Source organism: Bacillus sp. FSL R9-9497, from assembly GCF_038005805.1.
Classification (GTDB): Bacteria; Bacillota; Bacilli; order Bacillales; family Bacillaceae_G; genus Bacillus_A; species Bacillus_A cereus.
The window spans coordinates 743,619-761,262 of the sequence record NZ_JBBOTY010000001.1 but is presented as its reverse complement, the minus strand read 5'-3'; the positions used below and the strand labels follow the sequence as shown (position 1 = coordinate 761,262).

The window sequence follows — 17,644 nt, the reverse complement described above, 5'->3', positions numbered from 1 at the left end:
CCCTTAGTCTGATACAATTTGATTAATACATTTGTAAAGGGGACAAGCGAATGAAAAAGTATGTATTTTCTTTACTTGCAGTACTAAGCTTAATTCTTGCTGGATGCGGAAGTACAGGTACAAATGACCAAAAATCTTCTGAATCAAAACAAGAAGAACATGACCACGCATCGCACACTCAGCAAGCTGACATTCAAGAGAAAACAAAAGGAATCGACACACTTCCAACCTTCCTAGATAAGCTTGATCCACAAATGAAAGATATCTACACCGTCGCTGGACAAAATGCAGAGCTATTAGATTGGATTCCATGCTATTGTGGTTGCGGTGAAAGTGTAGGACATAAAAATAATAAAAACTGCTTTATCCGTGAAATTAAAAAGAATGGTGAAGTTGTTTGGGATTCCCACGCAACGACTTGCGTCAATTGCCTAGAAATCGCAGTTGAATCTGCTTCCATGAAACAAAAAGGAAAATCAACGCTTGAAATTCGCAACTATATCGATAATAAATACAAGGAAGGCTATGGCAAACCAACACCTACGCCAATGCCAAAAGCTTAAAAAACGAGGAAACTCCTCGTTTTTTCTTTTCATTCACTTTTTTTCTTAACAAATTCTTTCAAGTGTATTTCCCCTTACTTATCACACACTATATATAACTCTCGGTAAGGAGGGTATACAGTGCAAACATATAACGACTATGATAAAGCTCTCTATTACACGTATTGCTGTAATTGGGATAAATTACTCGTTCTCATGGTTCAAACGAACGATCAATTATTTTCTAAGCGTATTGAGCATTTTTTACACGCTTATCAATACAGTAAAGAACTACCAGAAGTTGATAAACAATTGCAGCTCCTATTTCAATATATTGACCACGCATCCCAAAAGTCGCATGTAGAAAAAGTAGAACAAATTCAAATGTAAAATATAGCGCTATTCTCTTTAGGAGGGTAGCGCTTTTATTAATATTAATACTAATAAAAGTTCCCTCTTATAAAACTTTTATTGATAAACATATTTTTTCTTTCTTTTCCATACCACTTCATACTATAATTTAGTATGTAACTATTATAAGAGAGGTATAAAATATGGGACGAGAAAAAAAGCAAGAATATGCTTTACTTACCGCATGGGGAGCTTCTTTTATCGCTACACTAGGAAGTCTGTACTTTTCCGAAATCATGAAATTTGAGCCTTGTGTTCTTTGTTGGTATCAACGTATTTTTATGTATCCATTCGTTTTATGGCTCGGTATCGCTGTAGCAAAAAAAGATTATCGCATCGCAAGTTATTCTTTACCAATTGCAAGTATTGGTGCTTGTATTTCTTTATATCACTATGCAATTCAAAAAGTCCCAGCGTTTTCAGCTGCTGGAGCAGCTTGCGGTCGTGTACCCTGCACCGGAGAATTTATAAACTGGTTTGGTTTTATTACAATCCCGTTTTTAGCACTTATCGGCTTTATTACAATCGCTGTTTGTAGCTTTATTGTCATCAAAAACAAATAAGGAGATGAAAGAATGAAAAAAATGCTTATATTTGGTGGTATTATTATCGCCTTGTTCGTAGCAATTTTCGCGGTCACACAAATGGAAGAAAAAAATGCTACTAGCCAAAAGATTGATAATCCTACTGAAAGTAAGACAAACGGTCCTGACTACTACACAAATAAAATTTCTCTTTCAGATCTTCAAAAGAACTTAAAAGAGAAAAAAGAAGAAACAGTATACTTTTATCAAACATCCTGCGTTCATTGCCAAAAATTATCTCCTGTCCTAGTGCCAATGGCTAAAGACTTAAACGTTGATATGAAAGTTATGGATATTGAAAAATTAGATGCTCCTTGGGATGAATATAAAATTCAAGGAACACCAACAATCATTCATTTTAAAGATGGCAAAGAAGTGAGCCGTATTAGCGGTGAACAGCCGAAAGATAAATTAAAAGAATGGCTTGAGCAAACGAAAAAGTAACGAGAAAAGGAAACTCCTTCTACACATGAAATGGGTGTAAAATCCCACACTAATGTATAAGGAGGGGGTTTTATGCCAGAAGTAAGATGTTCTGTTTCCAACTGTTCTTTTTGGGGACAAGGTAACTTTTGTCAAGCAAGTGCGATCATCGTTCAGCCTGATGCAGATGAAACTGGTCAAACTGAAAATGATTCATATACAGCTGCTGTTTTAACAAACGAGACACTAGAAAGTTCTGTAGCAACGAGTGTAGAGACTTGTTGTCATACATTTAAGCCTAAATATTAACAATTATTCCACCTCATATACGTGAGGTGGTTTTTTCTTTCCCTCTTCTTGTTTACGTCATCTCTAATTCTCCCTATAATAAAGTTAACATTTTTATGAATACGAAGGTGAAATACTATGGCTAAAACAATTGCAGATATCGCCAAATTGGCTGGAGTTGCAAAAAGCACAGTCTCTCGTTACTTAAACGGCGGATATGTAAGTGATAAAACAAAACTTAAAATCGAAGGTATTATTCAGGAAACAAATTTCTCTCCCAATACATTTGCTCAAAGTTTAAAAGCAAAAACAACAAATTTAATTGGTGTCATCATCCCCCGATTAGACTCCTTCGCTACAATGAAAACACTTATCGGGATCGATAAAACATTACAGGAAAATAACTATCAAATGCTTGTAGCAAATGCAAATCAAACAACCGAAACTGAAATACAAGCAATTGAAAACTTTATAAAACAAAAGGTAGCTGGCATTATTTTATTAACAAAAACATTAACGAATGAACATCAAAAAATTATGGCTAATTCAAACATCCCTATTTTATTCGTCGGGCAAGAATATAAAAATCAATATTGCCTCGTTCACGATGATTATGATGCAGCGTATGAGTTAGGGGCATACGTTTTATCACAAGGCCATCGACATATTGCCTATTTAGGGATAGGAAAAGATGATATTTCTGTTGGAATAAATCGAAAAAATGGTTTTCAAAAAGCAATTGAAAATTTAGAACCAACTTGCAACGTTTCATATTACGAAACAACTTTCCGCATAGAAGATGCCATGAAACAAGTACAACATATTTTAGATAATAATCGCCCCACTCTTATCGTATGTGCTACAGATAACATCGCTCTTGGCGCAATGAAAGTCATTCACTCCCACTCCCTTTCTGTACCAGGTGATATTTCTGTAACAGGATTCGGTGGATATGATATTTCAGAAATGGTACACCCTAGTTTAACGACAATTGCGTTTGACTATGAGTATGCTGGAAAGCTTGCTGCCACTTCTCTTTCACAGCTTGTTGAAAACAAAACTATACAAAAAATATTACACTCTCGTTATACATTAAAAATCCAAGAAAGCGTTGACAAAATATAAAGGCGCTCTATAATAAAATTAAAACCGGTTCCACATTTTAAAAACAGGATTTTCAACATCATTTCCCTGTTTTTTATTTTAGTTCCTTAAGGAACCGGTTCCATATAAGAAAATTTATAGTAAGGGGGAATTTTTATGGATATGAAACAAATTGCAACTCAAGTAATACAGAACATTGGTGGAAAGGAAAACATTGTCCGTGCCACACATTGCGCGACTCGCCTTCGTCTTATATTAAAGGATGATACGAAAATAAACGCTGCAGAAATCGAAAACATCGATGGAGTAAAAGGTGCTTTCGCAACGACCGAGCAATATCAAATTATTTTTGGAACTGGCATAGTAAACAAAGTATATGATGAATTCTCAAAACTAATTGGAATAGCCGAACTAGATTCTACAACATCAAACGATATACCTAAGAAAAAAATGAATCCTATCGCCCGCCTAGCAAAGACACTATCTAATATTTTTGTTCCAATTATTCCAGCTATCGTCGCAAGCGGTTTACTTATGGGTCTACTCGGAATGTTGAAAGCGTTTAAATTAGTTCCTGGAGATCACTCACTTATCCAATTACTTGATATGTTCTCAAGTGCAGCTTTCATTATTTTACCTATTTTAATTGGAGTTAGTGCCGCTAAAGAATTTGGTGGAAACATTTTCTTAGGTGCAGTTGTTGGTGGTATATTAACTCACCCAAGCTTAACAAATCCTTGGACTCTTTCAAATGCAAAACCAACTGTTTTACATTTCTTTGGTATGAATATTGATATGATTGGCTATCAAGGTACTGTTTTACCTATTTTATTATGCGTATATGTTATGAGTACAATTGAAAAAGAACTTCGAAAACGTGTTCCGAACTCTTTAGATTTATTAGTTACACCATTCTTAACAATTATTATAACTGGCTTTTTATCACTTATTATTATCGGACCAATTGGATATAAAATCGGTGACGGCATTACGTACCTTTTAAATACAATCTATCAATTTGCAGGACCAGTAGCTGGACTTATATTCGGCGGATTGTATTCAACAATCGTTCTTACTGGCTTACACCATAGCTTCCACGCTATTGAAGCAGGCTTACTCGCAAATAAAGATATCGGTGTCAATTTCTTACTCCCTATTTGGTCAATGGCGAACGTTGCACAGGGCGGTGCTACTTTAGCTGTCTATTTCAAAACAAAAAACAAAAAAACGAAAGAAATTGCAATTCCGGCCGCAGCTTCAGCATTTTTAGGAATTACAGAACCAGCTATTTTTGGTGTCAATTTAAAACTTGGTAAACCATTTATTGCAGCAGCTATTGGCGGCGCAAGTGGCGGCGCTTACGTTGTTTGGATGCAAGTGGCGGCTAATGCATACGGTTTAACAGGTATTCCGATGCTTACAATTGTTGCACCTCTTGGCATGATGAACATGATTCACTATATAATTGGTTTCGCTATTGCAGTTATCACTGCTTTTGTTGCCACATTCATTTTATATAAAGAAAGTAAATAATAACGGGGTGAAAACCTATGTCAAAATATAAAACAATACTGCAATCTAATAAAGACGAATTACATTCTTTATATGAAATTGCAAACCAAGATTCATGGAAACCAATTTATCATATCCACCCACCATTTGGATTAATGAATGATCCTAACGGTGTATCCTACTACAATGATGAATATCACGTTTTTTATCAGTGGTATCCATTTGGTCCCATTCATGGAATGAAGCATTGGGGGCATGTGAAGTCAAAAGACCTTATTAACTGGGAGCGTATGCCTGTAGCCATCATCCCTACTGAAAGCTATGAATCACACGGTGCATATTCTGGTAGTGCTATCGTAAAAGATGGCCTTCTTCATTTACTTTATACAGGGAATATAAAAAAGCCTGATGATTCCCGTGATGCAAAACAATGTATGGCAACAATGGATTCACAATATACGATGACGAAATATAGTAATAATCCTGTTATTGATATAATTCCTGACGGATATACAAAACATGTACGTGATCCAAAAGTCTGGAAACATAATGATATGTACTATATGTTACTCGGTGCCCAACGTGAAAATAAAACAGGAACTCTATTACTATACAAATCACAAGACCTATACAATTGGCATTTCCAAGGCGAAATTACAACAAATTTAAAAGAATTCGGATTTATGTGGGAATGCCCCGATTACTTCCAATTATCAGGGAAAGATGTACTTCTCTTTTCACCGCAAGGAATTGAAAAAGACGGCGAAAACTTTCACAATATATACAATGTCGTTTATGCCATAGGCCATTTCGATATTAAAAATTTATATTTCCATGTTGATTCCTATTACGAAGCTGATAAAGGATTCGATTTTTATGCCCCTCAAACTTTAGAAGACTCTACTAGTCGTCGCCTATTGTTTGCTTGGGCAGGATCAAGTGAAATCACATATCCTTCTGATGATTATATGTGGGCTCATTGCCTAACACTTCCACGTGAATTAACATTAGAAGATAACATCTTAAAACAAAAACCAGTTTCAGAATTAACAAAACTACGAACAACAAAAAAAGAAATTTCAGGAGATATAACAGCTGGATTAAATGTATTATCAACGCTTGATGATAAAGGCTCCTATGAATTAATTGTTACACTTAAAACAGAAGATGCAAAGCGTTTTGGGCTTTCTCTCTTCCACAATGAGGAGGAATGTTTCCCCATTACATTTAATCGGGAACAAGGTACTATTTCTATAGACAGGGGCAACTTCTACCATCAATTTGGCGGAGAATATGGATTTGAACGCTGTAAAAAAATCGATATTCAAGATACGATAGAACTACAAATATTTGTAGATAAAAGCATCGTGGAAATTTTCTTATACGATGGTTCAACAGTCTTTACGTCCCGAGTTTTTCCTCGAAAAGACATGAAACATCATATCGCAATCTTTTCAGATGCAAAACTAAACTTTATCATCACACAATATAAGCTGAAAAGAGGGATTGTATGAGAAATGTCTTTTGTATAGGTGAACTATTAATTGATTTTGTGTGCCGAAATACTAACGTTTCTTTAGTAAACGGTTCAGATTTCGAAAAAAAAGCTGGTGGAGCACCCGCTAACGTTGCTGCTGCGATTACAAAATTAGGTGGACACGCTACATTTATGGGGCAAGTAGGAAATGACCCATTTGGTGAGTTTCTTGAACAAACTTTACAGCGTGCGCAAGTCGATACATCCATGCTCATAAAAGATAAACAAACAACACTTGCATTCGTATCCATCGATCAAGATGGCGAACGTGATTTTACTTTTATGCGTGGTGCAGATGGTGAATATCAATTCAATAGCATTGATTTATCAAAAATACAAACGAATGATTTAATACATTTCGGTTCAGCGACAGCTTTACTATCAAGCCCATTAAAAGAAACGTATTTTCAGTTGTTACAATATGCGAAAGATAACGGCCATTTTATTTCTTTTGATCCAAATTATCGAAGTGCACTCATTACAAATACAGAACAATTCTCTCAAGATTGTCTAACCTTTATAAAACATGCACACTTCGTAAAAGTAAGTCAAGAGGAAGCTACTATGCTCTCTAAAGAGAGTGATTTACAACAAGCTGCACTCAAATTATTAAATTATGGCGCAAAAGTAGTAGCTATTACACTTGGAAAAGACGGTACACTTCTTGCGACAAATGAAGGTCAAACCATTGTCTCTTCTATTTCCATTCAACAAGTCGATACAACTGGTGCTGGTGATGCTTTCGTTGGAGCAATGTTATATCAGATTGCCCAAAGTGAACATACACTTTCGTATCATTTCAAAGACTTAACAGCGTTTATCTCCTTTGCAAATAAAGTAGGCGCTATCACATGTACAAATTACGGTGCAATTGCCTCTCTTCCATCATTAACAGATATAAAAGCATACGATTAATCGTATGCTTTTTTACATTCCCCTCCAAAAATCATGCATAATAAAAAAGTACAAAATAACGAGAACGGCCGTCCCGCATAAGGTAATGCGCCGATATATACTCTTCTCTCCTTCCCTCGCTTTCACAAACGCCCAAATAAATCCGAAGAACAATATTAAATCAACATATGGAACATAAAAAGAAAAGACGAGAAACGCATATAAATACACGATAAATAAACAGGTCGTTACTAAAAAAACTTTAAACGCAAATTCACTTTTCATAATATAACCGCCCCCTATCTGTACTGTATTATATTCAGCAAAATACAATAGTTGCAGTTAAACTCCAAGTATAAATAAGCTACCGTCTATAATACGGTAGCCATTACGGAACATTGTATTTCCGTTTATATATATTACTTAAAATCGAAGAAGGAATTTGCTCGTAACGAATTTTCTCTCCTGTTTCATCTATAATATACGAATTGTTTCCTATATAATATATTCCATCTTTTCGTTTTGAGTACACTGGATATCTTTCATTTGGCAATACCGTTTTCACTTTCGTTAACTGTCCATTTGGTTCTTGCCAATATATATCCGCGCGGTCTACTAGCGTTAGTACTCCAATTTGTTCTTCTTCTATTTTTCGACCATTCCAGCTCACAACGCGATAACCAAGCTTATTCGCTTCATATTCGGGGCTCGTATGAAAACGAGAAATGATTACTTTTGTTTGTAATTGTACTCTGTCATATAACCATTGTATATCCCTGTCATGCATGCGAATACAACCATTTGATTCCCTACTTCCAATCGTCCATTCCCGGTTCGTCCCGTGAATCGCATATTCATTCTTATCTAGTCCAAGCCACCTCGTACCGAGAGGGTTATTCGGTGCACCCCCAGGTATTTTTTTTCGATGGTATTCTTTATTTTTAAATTTAGTTATAATACAAAAGTTACCTTCAGGCGTAGGTGTACGATCTCTTCCAGTCGTTACTGGAAATGTTTTTGTATAATTTCCATTCTCAAAAAAAGACAACTGATTTGTCGTAAGATTCACTAATATTAAATGATCTGTATTAGCAAAAGCACTAACCGGTAGGATGAAAAATAATAGTATGACGAAACATAACTTTTTCAGCTATATCCCCCCTAGCGCTCACTATAATAAGTGGAATTAACATTACTTTGCTCTTATAAATGAAAACTATCCATTTACAATAACGCCCCCATTTACATGTATCATTTGTCCAGTAACATAAGAAGAATCACCAGACGCTAAATATACGTATGCCGGCGCTAACTCATATGGTTGACCAGGCCTTTGCATTGGGACATTGCTCCCAAACTGAGAGACTTTCTTCTCATCAAAGCTCGATGGAATAAGCGGTGTCCAAATCGGTCCTGGTGCAACACCATTTACCCGAATCCCTTTTTGCACTAACGATTGAGAAAGTGATCTTGTAAAAGCTACGATTGCTCCTTTCGTTGCGGAATAATCAATTAACGTTTCATTTCCTTCATATGCAACGATAGATGCCGTATTTATAATGACATCCCCTTTCTTCAAATGAGAAAGGGCTGCTTTCGTAACGTGAAAATAAGAAAAAATATTAATACGAAATGTTTTTTCTAGCTGTTCTGTTGTAATATACTCTAGCCCTTGCTGCGGATATTGCTGTGCAACGTTATTCACTAAAATATTTAAACTACCTAACTGCCGGGCGGTCTCTTCCACAATATCTTTACAATGCTGTTCATTACTCAAATCCCCCGGCAACAATACACACTTTACACCTTCTTTTTCAACACGTTGTTTCGTCTCTTTTGCATCTTCTTCCTCATCTAAATAAGCAATCGCAACATTTGCTCCTTCTTTTGCAAAAGCGATGGAAACTGCTCGTCCAATTCCGCTATCTCCTCCCGTAATTAACACATTCTTCCCTTTTAACTTTTCACTTCCTTGATAATTTGGATCTTCAAACTGCGGAAGGGGGCTCATTAATGATTCAATACCAGGCTGCTTATTTTGATGTTGCGCAGGCATTGTTATAAAGTTTTTTTGCTGTGGCATAGCTGCTTTCAACTCCTTTTCCTTAGCATGTGCACAATAAAAAGCTGAAATTCACACATCGGTTTACGATTAATATTCGAATTTAAGACACAAAATATGAATTGTTATAAACTTTTTATGCAAAACTATTGCAAAATAGATAAAAAACGAATATTATATATAACTGTTGTGAAAATTATTCGTAAACAGAAAGGATGTTTATATGTTTAACCTTTCAAAACATAAAACTTCTATTAAAACTGAAATTATGGCAGGTATTATTACCTTCTTAACAATGGCATATATCATTGTCGTAAACCCTGTTATCCTTGGAGATGCAGGTGTTCCATTTGAACAAGCATTTACAGCAACAATTATTGCTGCTGTTGTCGGAACATTATTTATGGCAATCTTTACAAACTTACCAATCGCAATCGCGCCAGGTATGGGATTAAATGCTTACTTCTCTTACTCTGTTGTAAAAGCGCATGAAGGCATGACTTTCGCAATTGCATTCTCTGCTGTATTCGTAGCAGGTATGATTTTAATTTTGCTATCATTTACATCTTTCCGTACAAAATTAATGGAAGCAATTCCTGAAAACTTAAAACATGCAATTACTGCTGGTATCGGGCTATTTATCGCCTTTATCGGTTTACGTTTAACAGGTATCGTTACAAAAAATGATGCAAACTTAGTTGGACTTGGTGATCTTCACTCTGCTCCAGTTCTACTAGCATTAGCTGGACTTGGAATTACTATTATCCTTATGTCTTTAAATGTAAATGGCGCACTATTTATCGGTATGCTATTAACTGGTATTATCGCTTTCTTCACAGGACAATTAACATTCTCAAACGGTGTTACATCAATGCCTGGATTACCAGAAGGAATTATCGTTTCAAATCCAATTACTGCTGTATCTGACGTAATTAACTACGGATTATACGGCGTTGTATTTTCATTCTTCCTTGTTACATTATTTGATACAACAGGTACATTACTTGGGGTAGCTCAACAAGGTGGATTTATGAAAGACGGAAAACTCCCAAAAGCTGGACGAGCTCTTCTATCTGACTCATTCTCAGCAACTATTGGTTCTATGTTCGGAACGACACCATCAACAGCTTACATTGAATCATCTGCTGGTGTTGCAGCTGGTGGTCGTACTGGTTTAACAACTGTTACAGTAGCTGTTCTATTCGCACTAGCAGCATTCTTCGGACCATTAGTAAGTGCTGTCTCTGGTGTATCAGCTATTACTGCTCCATCATTAATTATCGTTGGTAGTCTTATGATGGGTTCAGTTCGCCACATCGATTGGGACACATTTGATGAAGCATTCCCAGCATTTTTAGTAATCTTAAGCATGCCTCTTACATCAAGTATCGCAACAGGTATCGCACTTGGATTTATTTCATATCCACTTATGAAAGTGGCAAAAGGTAAATTCCGTGCTGTTCACCCACTTGTATATGTATTTGGAATTTTGTTTGCTTATCAATTGATATTCTTACCACATTAAAAAAGTAGAGCATCGAAATCCGATGCTCTACTTTTCTTTTACAACAATCATTCAAACTATAAAGGCACCTCCAAAATATGAAGAAGGTTATAACCTTTTAATACTTCTCTTCTACCTTTAATTCTTTACTATACTTTTGAATGAAAACTGATGAAATAACCATTACTATGCCCACACTAAAACCAATAAGTTGATCTATTAACATTTCATCATGAATAAACCAGCGAAGTAAAAATACGCTACCAAAAATAAACATCATAATAAACCCAGTATGCCTAAGTCCTTTATAGACATTTTCCATATGTATCACCTCTTCACATAACATTATCCATATTATACCATACAACCATCAAGTAACCGTATCGTCCTCTGACAATATGCAGCTACCTTTTGATCATGTGTAACAACTAACACTGTTTTTCCTTCTTTATTAATCTCTTGTAAAATACTCATAATTTTCTCCCCATTTTCTTGATCAAGAGCACCAGTCGGTTCATCAGCAAGTATAATTTTTGTATCTTGTGCTAAAGCCCTTGCTATTGCTGTTCTTTGCTGTTCTCCTCCTGATAACTCGTAAGGATATTTGTTAATATGCCTCTCAAGCCCTACCATTTTCAGCATTTCTTTTGATATTTGCATACGTTTCTTATGAGAAATTCTTCTATATATAAGCGGAAGCATTACATTTTCAACAACTGTATAATCATCTAATAGCGAAAAGTTCTGAAACACAAATCCAACTTCCGTGTTTCTATACTTATGATAATTTGACTTGAATGTACTCGTATCCATTCCATCTAAAAAATACTTTCCAGTAGAGGGGCTATCAATTAAGCCAATAATGTTAAGCAAGGTTGATTTCCCAGAACCAGATGGTCCCATAATGGCTATCATTTCGCCTTTTTCTATTGTAAGATTAATATCTTGTAAAGCACTAAAATTACTCTTTCCGTATCCCTTAGCCACATTTGCGAGCTGAATCATCTATAACACCTCTTTCATATATGTATTTTTTATTTTTAGTACATTGAAATAAATGATTGCATATATAACGAGGATCATTACAATTGATAAAGCACCTATAACAACCAATGATTCTATAGAGACTTTTAACGTTCCAAAGAAAGATACTATACTATTTTCTAGCCCTTTCTGAATTTCAATTACTCCGCTATTCTCCCATTGAAAATACATTATGCCTATACATATCGCTAAAACGAATAGCAACATATACTCAATAATAAATGGAAGACATATTTGAAAAATGCTTGCACCTAACGCTGATCTAATAGAAATATTTTTACGCTCCATATAAAGTGCTGCCATTGATGTTAATACAATAGATAGAAATGAAAAAAATAAGACTGTACCGCTTAATAATAAGGGGTATGACATATTATCAATACCTTGTTTTTCGTTTTCTAACAATTTATTCGGATTTGTAACATAATACGAATAACCCTTACCTTCTGTTACCTTTAATACTTTCTTTTGAAGTTCATTTATATTTATCTTATCATTTGTTTCTATAATTAACCCATTGTATAAAAGTTCTACACTATAGAACTCTATTTCTTCTGTTCCAATTGGTAAAATCGCCATGTCATCTAATAATGTAATACGATTATCCGATATTTCACCACTTCGAGGATATGTAAATGGTGAATTTTTTTCTAAAAAACCAATTACTTTTAGCTTCATTTTTCCAGATGGTATAACATCACCAATAGATACCTTTTCTATATAATTAGCCCCTAATATAACAGGTCTAATATCAAATACTGATTTATGAAATTCCGATTCCTCAAAATATCTTCCTTGTGAAATTCGTATACGAAAGTACTTATTAATATCTTTATCAACAATAAGAGTCTTTATCGTTCCATTTTCTTTTTTTAAACTAAGTGAATAGTTACGGAACAGATAATTAGTTTTATTTGTTATTGGTATCATATTAGATAACCCTTGCATGAAATGTTGATAATCATTTTTCGCTTTTTCTTCGCTAAACAAGGTTATATCTTGCGTCGCATAAAGTTCATAGAAATTTTTATGAGTCGATAAATTATTTGCTACCGTCATCATTTTTCGATATCCCGAAAGATTACTAACAAATTCTATTGCTGAAGAAAATGCAATAATTAAAGAAATTACTATAATCAAACTTGGTAACAACCGTTTTTTCACAGACCGTATAGAATCAAATATAAAAAACATGACGACATCCTACGTTCTTAAATGTTTTCCGGGATATATATTTATAATGTGCTTGATTGGAATTACAGTAACAAAAATTGTAAGAAAAATTATAAAAATAACATTGCATATCAATACATATAGTGTTAACGGTTTTACTAAGTATGTCTGAAAATAAGTATGAATTGTTCCCGAAAATATTTCTAACGTAATAAAAACTAAGAACATCGCTGCTAGAGAAATAAACAAAATTTGAATATATAGTTCGCAGTAGATAGATATATTAGAAGCACCTACTGCTTTTTTTAATGAAATCTCTCTTTCTTTTTTATAAATCCAAAATAAAACCGCAGAAATGCCAGAAACAATTGCAACAAGAATAAATTTATAATAATACTTATTTGCTGGATCTATATGTGTCACATGTAGTTCTTGAAGATCTCGTTCATTCAGCATTTGAACATCTCCCGAAAGCACTTCTTTACTCCTACCCATAAACTTTTTTATTTCGTTATGAATAGATGATGTAGGATTAACAACTGTTAATTGTAATTGTTTACTCTCGATAATACCTTTTTTAGATATAGTAGGTAAGTTTTGAAGTGGAACGTATATGCCTGCTACACCGACGTCACTGTCTTTTCTTGATATAGTTCCTATTTTTTTATATGTATCATCAAATTCATATAACTCCTCTACATTCGTTTGATCGCCAACAACCATATCGTTTACATTTTCACGATGAAAATATTGTCCTTCAGAAATATATGGCTTCCAATAATAATCATCTTTTAAATTCACAGCTATGATCTTTGTTGCCCCTGAACTATTTAATGCTTTTAAATGCTCTACATAAATATCACTTTTAACAAAAGTATCTTGTATGAAAGGAATTATCTCTTCCAATTCAGTTGCATTCGCTATCGGAACAGTTAAAACTTGGTTCTTCTCTGGAAAACCGATTTGAAAAGCCGATATAAAGTTTCGTTTAGACTCTGTTAAAAGTGCGGCTATTGATATAGAAAGAAAAGAAATAAAAAATGACATAAGGAGAATTAAGAAAAACAGTTTATTGCTTTTTATATTTTTAAAAGCTAGGTACATGTCTGTGCTCCTTTTAAATAAGAAGGAGATGATGAACATCCCCTTCTCCTTATCTAAATATTTATAAAGACAACTGTTTAATGCTTTTTACCACTGTAATCGTAAGTTACCATTACTATCAAAAGTACCTTTGTGTGTATCTTCTTGATAGTCATTATTCTCATTTGCATAATGCTCCGAGTATAGTCCTTTTGCACCAAAGGCGTTATATGCACCATTACTCACAGTTGCGTTTAATGCTCTTCCAGATTCATGGGATCCTAATTTGTCTGAAGCGCTTTCAATATATGAATTATTTCCATTTGATTTAATAAAAGAAATTGCTACTGAACAACGAGATGCATTTTGATTCGTAGTAGTTTGAGCTCTGTAAGATAGTAGGTTACCGCTTTTGTGACCGCTTAGAGTTGGATAGAATGCACTTGTTGAGATTGATGTTGCTAATAATACTAAAGTCGTAATTGAAAAAACTTTTCCTTTCATTAACAATCACCTCATAAATTTAATAGTTTAGTCGCGCTACATCATCATAATATCCTTCAAATAAATTCTCCTCAACAAGAAACCCCGATGTTTTACAAACTCTTTAAACACTTAAACATTCATACATTTTTAAAAAGTAACGGATAAGCAAGCAATACAAAAAAAGGCTGCAGAGAACTCCATCTCCGCAGCCTAGTACTTATTTTTGCAAAAACGCCTGCAAATCTGCAAACTGTCTCTTTGCATCTTCATAGCCTTGCTCATATAAATTTTGTAGTTTTGCTGTATCTTTTTCCATACGATCTACTTGAAGCGGCACTTCTGGGCGAATAACAAATAAATTACCCGCTTGTTCTTCTTTTTCGATGTAGTGAAGTGTTTCATTATACACTTCATAACGATTTAGCATCGTGTTAACAAGATTCGGATATTTTTTATAAGCTTTCGCAGCAACCCATCCAAACTTTGATTTTTTCTTCGCGTAGCCATGATTTCTCGTTAAAATTACGACTGATTTTTTAAATCCATCTTCCTGTGCTTTACGAACTGGAATCGGATCTGAAATCCCACCATCTAATAATTGCTTACCACGGTAATTTACTACTGGTGCAATGAAAGGCAATGAACTAGACGCTTGTAATAAATTTAGCGCATCATCATTCGTTCCTTCTTTTTCAAAATAAACAGATTGCCCAGTTTCACAATCCGTCGTTCCTACAAGGAAACGTTCTGGGCTATTAAAGTATGTTTCAAAATCAAACGGCACATGCTTTTCTGGAATTTCATGAAAAATGAAATCCATATCAAATAACTGCCGTTTTCTCCATAAGTTTTTATACGATAAATATTTCGGATGTGATGCATAATCAATATTGACCGTTTTATTTCTATTTCTTTGTCTGGAAAGATACGACGCTGCATGACAAGCACCAGCTGATACACCAATTACATATGGAAAATATAAATCTTGTTCCATAAAGTATTCTAATATCCCGCCCGTGTACACACCACGCATACCGCCGCCTTCTAATACTAACCCCGTATTTTCAAGCATGTTACTCTCTCCTCTATATATATTGACTCTTTAATTATTCACCATGTTAAGTATCTTTTTCTATTATATATGAGTTCTTTCAGAAATTATATTTAAAAGACTTGAGAAAAAGGAGTTTTTTCTTCCAATTATATTTCCAAATGACCGGAGACATCCTTTATAAACCTTTGAATAAAATCTTGCTCTTCTTTCGTATATCCATCTAAAAGTAACAACCACTTTTCTTCAGCTTGCTTATGCAATTTTTCATGAGCTTTATATATTTTATTCCCACTTTCCGTTAAGCGGAAGAAGATTTCTTTTTGATTATCTAATATTTGCATCTTCTCAACGAATTGCTTTTGAAACAACTTTGTACAAATTTTAGAGATTGCTCCCTTCGTCATGCCCATTTCTGTCGTAATTGCCGTTACATTTATCAAACCATTTTTTCCGATACATTCGATTACATGTAACTCAGATAAAGACATACTACTTACACCTGTCTCACGAAGAAACTTCTCATTTTGTCGTTTTAAATGTTCTTCTTTTTTATGCAAAAGTGTACGAATGTCCGACAGTATTTCCATTTGCTTCGTTGCATGCTTCAATCCGTTCGCCTCCTAAGTTTCCGAAGAAACAATTTAACTATATACCATTTTAAAATTATTTTTTCATCTTTACAAGTGAGAAAATCATGTTAAAATAAATTTAGTTTCCTAGGAAACTAAATTACAAGGGGGTTAACAAGATGAAAAAATCTAAACTAAATTTCATTTTATATGTTATCTGTATTAGTGCCTTATTCGGTTCCTTCGCTCAAAATATTTACACACCTATCTTACCGATGATTCAAAATTCTTTTCATACTTCTCTTTATCTTGTAAATGTAACAGTTTCACTTTTTACATTCGTTCTTGCGATTATGCAGCTCATATATGGCCCTTTAATTGATACAAAAGGGAGAAAATCTGTCCTTATTCCTAGTTTAATTATTAGTACGATTGCTTCAATCGGATGTGCTTTTTCGGCAAACATTTATTTATTTCTCTTTTTTAGAGCTGTTCAAGCTATAGGAATAGCGGCTATACCTGTAGTTTCAGCAACGATTATCGGCGATTTATTTGAAGGAAAAGAACGCGGAGAAGCGATGAGCCTATACCAAATGTTACTTGCCCTCGCACCTGCAATGGCTCCTCTCATAGGTGGTTATCTTGGCAGTATAAATGGTCACTTATCTGTATTTCTCTTTTTATCTACACTTGGCATTATCTTATTAATGATAAACATTTCACTACTTCCAGAAACAAAGCCAAATGTAATTAAGCAGTCTAAAGCACAAAAGAATTACTCTCTTATCTTAAAAAGTAAAACTGGATTTTCTATTACTCTTATTGGCTTCATTCAATTTTGTATTTACTTTTGCTTTCTCGTTTTTTTACCGAGTATTTTAACAAATTCATTTCATTTAACTGTAAATAAAATTGGTCTTATGTTTGTACCAATGTCTCTTTCTATCATGCTAGGAAGTTTTTGCTACAAGTTTTTGCAAAAACGCCTCACAACAAAGCAAGCTTTATTTATTACGAGTTTCTTCAATATTATATGTGTCGTTTTATTCTCTTTCACATATAGCATCAATATCCCCTTCATCATTATCGTTACATCTTTGTACGGTTTTAGTATGGGACTTTCTATGCCAACTCACACTACTTTATTAACAGAAGAATTCGTACAAGAACGTGCAACAGCTATCGGTATATACAACTTCATCCGCTATCTTGGTATGGGTACAGGGCCACTTATAGGTGGATTTCTTTTATTTAACCAAAATTACTTTTGGATTTTCTTCCTAGGCGCAATTATGTTTTTACTTGTAATCTTATATGCAATGAAAATGCTAAGTTTTCATGCTGTACAAAAATTAAAATAGAGCCCCCAAAATG

At 34.3% G+C, this 17,644-nt stretch carries 21 protein-coding genes; 11 read left to right on the top strand and 10 right to left on the bottom strand.

The features are described from left to right. Positions 1 to 50: 50 nt before the first annotated feature. The 9 genes from MKY21_RS03950 to MKY21_RS03910 all read left to right on the top strand — a co-directional run bounded on the left by MKY21_RS03950 (position 51) and on the right by MKY21_RS03910 (position 7,316). Entirely contained in the window at positions 51 to 563 is a 513-nt protein-coding gene (locus MKY21_RS03950) for a PCYCGC domain-containing protein (RefSeq protein ID WP_000761028.1), read from the top strand. Between the two features lie 120 nt (positions 564 to 683). Then, complete coding sequence (locus MKY21_RS03945) at positions 684 to 932, top strand: YhdB family protein (RefSeq protein WP_341075475.1); 249 nt, start codon at positions 684 to 686, stop codon at positions 930 to 932. A gap of 164 nt (positions 933 to 1,096) precedes the next feature. Next, on the top strand, positions 1,097 to 1,516 hold the full coding sequence (locus MKY21_RS03940; RefSeq protein WP_000532264.1) for a disulfide formation protein C: 420 nt from the start codon (positions 1,097 to 1,099) through the stop codon (positions 1,514 to 1,516). A gap of 12 nt (positions 1,517 to 1,528) precedes the next feature. Beyond that, on the top strand, positions 1,529 to 1,981 hold the full coding sequence (locus MKY21_RS03935; RefSeq protein WP_000738450.1) for a thioredoxin family protein: 453 nt from the start codon (positions 1,529 to 1,531) through the stop codon (positions 1,979 to 1,981). A gap of 72 nt (positions 1,982 to 2,053) precedes the next feature. Further along, complete coding sequence (locus MKY21_RS03930) at positions 2,054 to 2,269, top strand: DUF1540 domain-containing protein (protein WP_001115481.1); 216 nt, start codon at positions 2,054 to 2,056, stop codon at positions 2,267 to 2,269. Between the two features lie 117 nt (positions 2,270 to 2,386). Beyond that, positions 2,387 to 3,373, top strand: a complete 987-nt coding sequence (locus MKY21_RS03925; protein ID WP_341075472.1) for a LacI family DNA-binding transcriptional regulator — start codon at positions 2,387 to 2,389, stop codon at positions 3,371 to 3,373. A gap of 135 nt (positions 3,374 to 3,508) precedes the next feature. After that, on the top strand, positions 3,509 to 4,885 hold the full coding sequence (locus MKY21_RS03920; RefSeq protein ID WP_341075469.1) for a sucrose-specific PTS transporter subunit IIBC: 1,377 nt from the start codon (positions 3,509 to 3,511) through the stop codon (positions 4,883 to 4,885). A 17-nt stretch (positions 4,886 to 4,902) separates the two neighbouring features. Next, positions 4,903 to 6,378, top strand: coding sequence for a beta-fructofuranosidase (gene scrB / locus MKY21_RS03915; RefSeq protein WP_000049743.1), 1,476 nt, complete (start codon positions 4,903 to 4,905; stop codon positions 6,376 to 6,378). Beyond that, positions 6,375 to 7,316, top strand: coding sequence for a carbohydrate kinase family protein (locus MKY21_RS03910; protein ID WP_001246642.1), 942 nt, complete (start codon positions 6,375 to 6,377; stop codon positions 7,314 to 7,316). Before scrB ends, MKY21_RS03910 begins: the two co-directional genes overlap by 4 nt. A 12-nt stretch (positions 7,317 to 7,328) precedes the next feature. On the opposite strand, the gene MKY21_RS03905 is transcribed toward MKY21_RS03910, so the two are convergent. The 3 genes from MKY21_RS03905 to MKY21_RS03895 all read right to left on the bottom strand — a co-directional run bounded on the left by MKY21_RS03905 (position 7,329) and on the right by MKY21_RS03895 (position 9,378). Beyond that, entirely contained in the window at positions 7,329 to 7,580 is a 252-nt protein-coding gene (locus MKY21_RS03905) for a hypothetical protein (RefSeq protein WP_000834195.1), read from the bottom strand. Positions 7,581 to 7,683: 103 nt separating this feature from the next. Further along, entirely contained in the window at positions 7,684 to 8,445 is a 762-nt protein-coding gene (locus tag MKY21_RS03900; protein WP_033682769.1) for a L,D-transpeptidase, read from the bottom strand. A 66-nt stretch (positions 8,446 to 8,511) separates the two neighbouring features. Beyond that, on the bottom strand, positions 8,512 to 9,378 hold the full coding sequence (locus MKY21_RS03895; protein ID WP_341075467.1) for an SDR family oxidoreductase: 867 nt from the start codon (positions 9,376 to 9,378) through the stop codon (positions 8,512 to 8,514). 202 nt (positions 9,379 to 9,580) lie between these two features. Between MKY21_RS03895 and MKY21_RS03890 the strand changes: the two genes are divergently transcribed. Continuing rightward, entirely contained in the window at positions 9,581 to 10,882 is a 1,302-nt protein-coding gene (locus tag MKY21_RS03890; RefSeq protein ID WP_000482711.1) for an NCS2 family permease, read from the top strand. Positions 10,883 to 10,979: 97 nt separating this feature from the next. On the opposite strand, the gene MKY21_RS03885 is transcribed toward MKY21_RS03890, so the two are convergent. The 7 genes from MKY21_RS03885 to MKY21_RS03855 all read right to left on the bottom strand — a co-directional run bounded on the left by MKY21_RS03885 (position 10,980) and on the right by MKY21_RS03855 (position 16,309). After that, the gene (locus MKY21_RS03885) at positions 10,980 to 11,183 is read right to left on the bottom strand and encodes a hypothetical protein (protein WP_000432806.1); all 204 of its coding nucleotides are present in this window, start codon (positions 11,181 to 11,183) and stop codon (positions 10,980 to 10,982) included. A 32-nt stretch (positions 11,184 to 11,215) separates the two neighbouring features. Then, a complete protein-coding gene (locus tag MKY21_RS03880; protein WP_000615295.1) occupies positions 11,216 to 11,866 on the bottom strand; it encodes an ABC transporter ATP-binding protein in 651 nt (216 codons plus the stop codon). Then, entirely contained in the window at positions 11,867 to 13,099 is a 1,233-nt protein-coding gene (locus tag MKY21_RS03875; RefSeq protein WP_000465072.1) for an ABC transporter permease, read from the bottom strand. 9 nt (positions 13,100 to 13,108) lie between these two features. Then, on the bottom strand, positions 13,109 to 14,182 hold the full coding sequence (locus MKY21_RS03870; protein ID WP_000280228.1) for an ABC transporter permease: 1,074 nt from the start codon (positions 14,180 to 14,182) through the stop codon (positions 13,109 to 13,111). A gap of 87 nt (positions 14,183 to 14,269) precedes the next feature. Continuing rightward, a complete protein-coding gene (locus MKY21_RS03865) occupies positions 14,270 to 14,665 on the bottom strand; it encodes a hypothetical protein (RefSeq protein WP_000676983.1) in 396 nt (131 codons plus the stop codon). A gap of 199 nt (positions 14,666 to 14,864) precedes the next feature. Then, complete coding sequence (locus tag MKY21_RS03860; protein ID WP_000892677.1) at positions 14,865 to 15,719, bottom strand: patatin-like phospholipase family protein; 855 nt, start codon at positions 15,717 to 15,719, stop codon at positions 14,865 to 14,867. 128 nt (positions 15,720 to 15,847) lie between these two features. After that, positions 15,848 to 16,309, bottom strand: a complete 462-nt coding sequence (locus tag MKY21_RS03855) for a MarR family transcriptional regulator (RefSeq protein ID WP_341075462.1) — start codon at positions 16,307 to 16,309, stop codon at positions 15,848 to 15,850. Positions 16,310 to 16,449: 140 nt separating this feature from the next. On the opposite strand from MKY21_RS03855, the gene MKY21_RS03850 reads away from it, so the two are divergent. Next, the gene (locus MKY21_RS03850) at positions 16,450 to 17,631 is read left to right on the top strand and encodes an MFS transporter (protein ID WP_341075460.1); all 1,182 of its coding nucleotides are present in this window, start codon (positions 16,450 to 16,452) and stop codon (positions 17,629 to 17,631) included. The last annotated feature ends 13 nt before the right edge of the window (positions 17,632 to 17,644 follow it).